3 protein-coding genes are annotated in these 3,825 nt (G+C 64.8%); 1 reads left to right on the top strand and 2 read right to left on the bottom strand.

Annotated elements, in window-relative coordinates:
- Together ftsZ and MOV75_RS30235 are read right to left on the bottom strand one after the other, a co-directional pair.
- The coding region (gene ftsZ / locus MOV75_RS30240) for a cell division protein FtsZ (RefSeq protein WP_247007150.1) at window positions 1-1,050 on the bottom strand (1,050 nt) is incomplete at its 3' end.
- A 50-nt stretch (window positions 1,051-1,100) separates the two neighbouring features.
- Window positions 1,101-1,613, bottom strand: coding sequence for a hypothetical protein (locus MOV75_RS30235; protein WP_246931679.1), 513 nt, complete (start codon window positions 1,611-1,613; stop codon window positions 1,101-1,103).
- Between the two features lie 616 nt (window positions 1,614-2,229).
- On the opposite strand from MOV75_RS30235, the gene MOV75_RS30230 reads away from it, so the two are divergent.
- Window positions 2,230-3,825: adenylate/guanylate cyclase domain-containing protein (locus MOV75_RS30230; RefSeq protein ID WP_247007149.1), on the top strand; the 1,596-nt coding region annotated here is incomplete at its 3' end.

Genomic DNA, 3,825 nt, shown 5'->3' with positions numbered 1-3,825 from the left:
GATGCGAACGGCCATGCGGCGGCTGTCGTTGCGTAAGAGGCCGGCGAGCAGCGAGAGAGCGGTTTCCACCGGCGCCGCGAGCTGCGCCGGGTCGACATTGTCGATCCCGGTCGCCACCACCGAGACGCGGACGATGCCTTCGAGGCTTTCGTCAAACGACGCGCCGACGATGATGTTGGCGTCCGGGTCGGCCTCGTCGCGAATGCGGGTGGCGGCTTCGTCGACTTCGAACAGCATGAGATCCCTGCCGCCGGTGATGGAGATGATGAGGCCACTGGCGCGCTTGATCGAGGGGTTCTCGATCAATGGATTGGAGATTGCGGCCACGGCGGCGGCGAGCACGCGTTTCTCGCCGGAAGCCTCGCCCCGTCCCATCATCGCCTTGCCCTTCTCCCGCATCACGGAGAGAACGTCGGCAAAATCGAGATTGATCAGGCCTTCCTTGACGATGAGGTCGCTGATGCAGGCCACGCCCGAATAAAGCACCTGATCGGCGAGGGCAAAGGCATCGGCGAATGTGGTCTTGTCGCTGGCCACCCGGAACAGGTTCTGGTTCGGGATGATGAGCAGGGTGTCGACCGTCTTCAGCAATTCCTCGATGCCGGCTTCGGCAAAGCGCATGCGGCGCTGGCCCTCGAAGTAGAATGGCTTGGTGACCACGCCGATCGTGAGGATGCCGAGCTCGCGCGCGGTCCTGGCGATGATGGGTGCAGCCCCGGTGCCGGTGCCGCCGCCCATGCCGGCAGTCACGAACACCATGTGCGCGCCGGTCAGATGGTCGCGGATCGTATCGATGGCCTCCTCGGCCGCGGCGCGTCCCAATTCGGGTTGCGAGCCGGCGCCGAGGCCCGCGGTCACCTGTGTGCCCAGCTGGATGAGGCGCGTCGCCTTCGACATGGCAAGCGCCTGCGCGTCGGTATTGGCGACGACGAAGTCGACCCCTTGCAGCCCGCCCGTGATCATGTTGTTGACGGCATTGCCGCCGGCCCCGCCGACACCGAATACGACAATGCGCGCCTTCATCTCGTGAATATCGGTCATGCCAGTCATTCTGTCCTCGCGGTTGCTCCGGCAGGCCGGGATGGAGAAAGGTTCGAGTGCTACCTGCAGGCCGCGCGGTCTGCGTCCACGATGGAAGCGGCCAGGTGTCCCAATCGAAGCGCGGCTGGTCCCGCGATCGCGCCACCAGGGCGGCGACCGGTCCGCAAAGCCGTCACTTCGTCTTCCAGGCGTGCCGCCCACGCATTGGCGGCCTTCGTCTCGGCCGCCGCCTGCTTGAGCTCGACGGCAAGGCGATCGGCGCGCTCACGCTCGCGCTCGAAATCCGCCCTGTAGCCGGTTGCTGCTGCTTCGAGCCGCGCGACCTCCGCCTTGAAGGCCTCCGCCTTGAATGCCTCGATCTTTGCCATGGAGGCGGCGATGGGGTCTGCCCGGCCGCGACGCCGCGGGCGGGGCGTGTACCGCAGTTCGGAGAGATCAACGCTCACCAGGGCCTTGCCATCATCCGACCGCGAGCGCGGCAAACCGCGTCGCCTGGCGAGCGAACGAGCGGCCTCGCGCGAGATATCGAGGCGGGCACTGAGATCGGCATACGTCAACAACGCAACGCACATCGGCGCTTCTCCTGGAGCGAACCGGGAAGGCATTTCGGGCTAATGATGGCTGGACGATTACAGCAGGCTAGGCTGCGTTGGTTAACGGACGGTTAACGCGCGGGGGGGGGCCAGCCGCCCGGCGTGCTTGCCATGCCGCGATTTTCCGGTCGCGGCATGACGCTGCTTGCCGGCTTTCGCCTCATGCGTCTTCTTCGGCGCGGACGATTTGTGACTGCTCTTGGCCGCGAGCTCGGTGGGAAGAAGGGCCATTGCGGCCACGGCAACGACACACGCGAGCGAGCGTAGGCACTGGTTCATTCCATGGTCCCCCTGCGAAACCACCACAAACCAAGGTCCGCGACGACATGCGGCTTGAGAATCAAAGCACCGACACGATGCATCAGCATCGTGTCGCATCCTCACGCTGTCGCAACAATGCGGCAAAATACGGATGGGGCAAGGGAACTTCCGCAAAGGAGAAGGGGCGGGCCCTTTAGCTTTTGTTAACGATGTGGGCTCGCACGACGGTTGTGCCCGGCTTTGAGCGTCACGGGGGCCGATTGCGCGTGTTCCCGTCGCCAAATCGGTGTATGAGTTCCCTCAATCCATCCTTTCAGCCTTTGCCCCCGCGCCTATGCCGATTTTCAACCAGTCGATCCGGCGCAAGATCGTCGGTATCGCCCTCGGATTGATCGTCCTGATGCTGGTCACCTCGATCCTGTCGATGGTGATGTCGAGCCAGGTCGGCGTCCTCCTTGACGAACTGACCAACCGCTACATCCCGGCCTATAGCCATCTGGCCCGCGCCAACATCCGTTCGCTGGAGCGGGGGCTGGCGCTGCGGCGGATGGTCATGACCAAGATGGAGGCTCCGTCGGACGAGGAGGCCTATACGGCACGCCTGCGCGAGTTCGAGCAATCGGACCGCAAGATCGAAGAGGAGGCTGAGGCCGCGCGCAAGCTCATCAACGCGATCATCGACGATTCCAGGACGCCCTCCGACAATGCCGCGCTGGCGCGGATCGATATCCGGATCGAGACGGCCGTCACCGAGCTGCGCCGCGATCTGAACGAGGACCACGGCAGGCTGGCCAAGCAGGTCGACGCCAAACAGATGGTGGAGGCTCGCGGCACGCTGGAGCACATCGACGTGTTGCGCGACCAGTTCAACCGGAAGATCGACGCGATCCGCGCCGACATGCTGACGCAGGTCTTCGCCTCGACATCGCAGGTGATCAGCCGCCAGCACCAGGCAATCGTCATTTCGGGTGTCGTGACATTGCTTGCCGCGATCGTCGGATTTGCCTTTGCGCTCCTGGTGTCCAGCGGCATCACGCGTCCGGTGCGGCTGCTGCTCGCCGGCACCCGCGAGGTCGAGGCGGGACACTTCGACAGGACCATCACCGTCTCCACGAAGGACGAGATCGGCGAGCTCGCCGCGGCCTTCAACCGCATGACGGAGCAGCTCAGGCACAACGAGCGCATCCGCGAGACTTTCGGCCGCTACATCGATCCCAAGGTGGTGCAGGGGCTGATCGACCGGCCGGAGGTCGCGATCGACGGCGAGCGCCGGGTCATGACCATCATGTTCTGCGACATGAGCGGCTTCACCGCGATGAGCGAGGGCATGACCCCGCGCGGCCTCGTCAGGGTGATGAACCACTATTTCACGGTCATGTCCGGCCCGATCAGGGGCAATCGCGGCATCATCGACAAGTATATCGGCGATGCCATCATGTCCTATTGGGGCCCGCCCTTCATCGAGGAGGACGAGCAGGCGCTGCTCGCGGGCCTTGCCGCCATCGAGATGACCGACCAGGTGCCGGCGCTCCAGATGCAGCTGCCTGACCTGCTCGGTATCCGCGCCATGCCCGCGCCGTGCGATTTGCGGATCGGCATCGCCACCGGCGAGGTCCTGACCGGCAGCATCGGCTCCGAATTGATGATGAGCTTTACGGTGATGGGCGATGCCGTCAACCTGGCCTCGCGGCTGGAGGCCGTCAACAAGGCCTACGGCACCCGCATCCTGATCTCGCAGGCAACCGCTGACGCGATTGGATCACGGCTCGAACTACGCGAGATCGATCGTTTGGCCGTGGCCGGCCAGAGCGCACCGCAGGCGATCTTCGAGGTGATGGCGAGGGCAGGCGCTCTCACCGGCGCACAGGGCAGCTTGCGCACGCACTATGCCGAAGCGCTCGCCGCCTATCGCGCCCGGCGGTTCGATGAG

Origin of the sequence: Bradyrhizobium sp. PRIMUS42 (assembly GCF_023006515.1) — a bacterium.
Classification (GTDB): Bacteria; Pseudomonadota; Alphaproteobacteria; order Rhizobiales; family Xanthobacteraceae; genus Bradyrhizobium.
The sequence above is the reverse complement of the archived record's forward strand: the minus strand, read 5'-3'. Positions and strand labels throughout refer to the sequence as shown.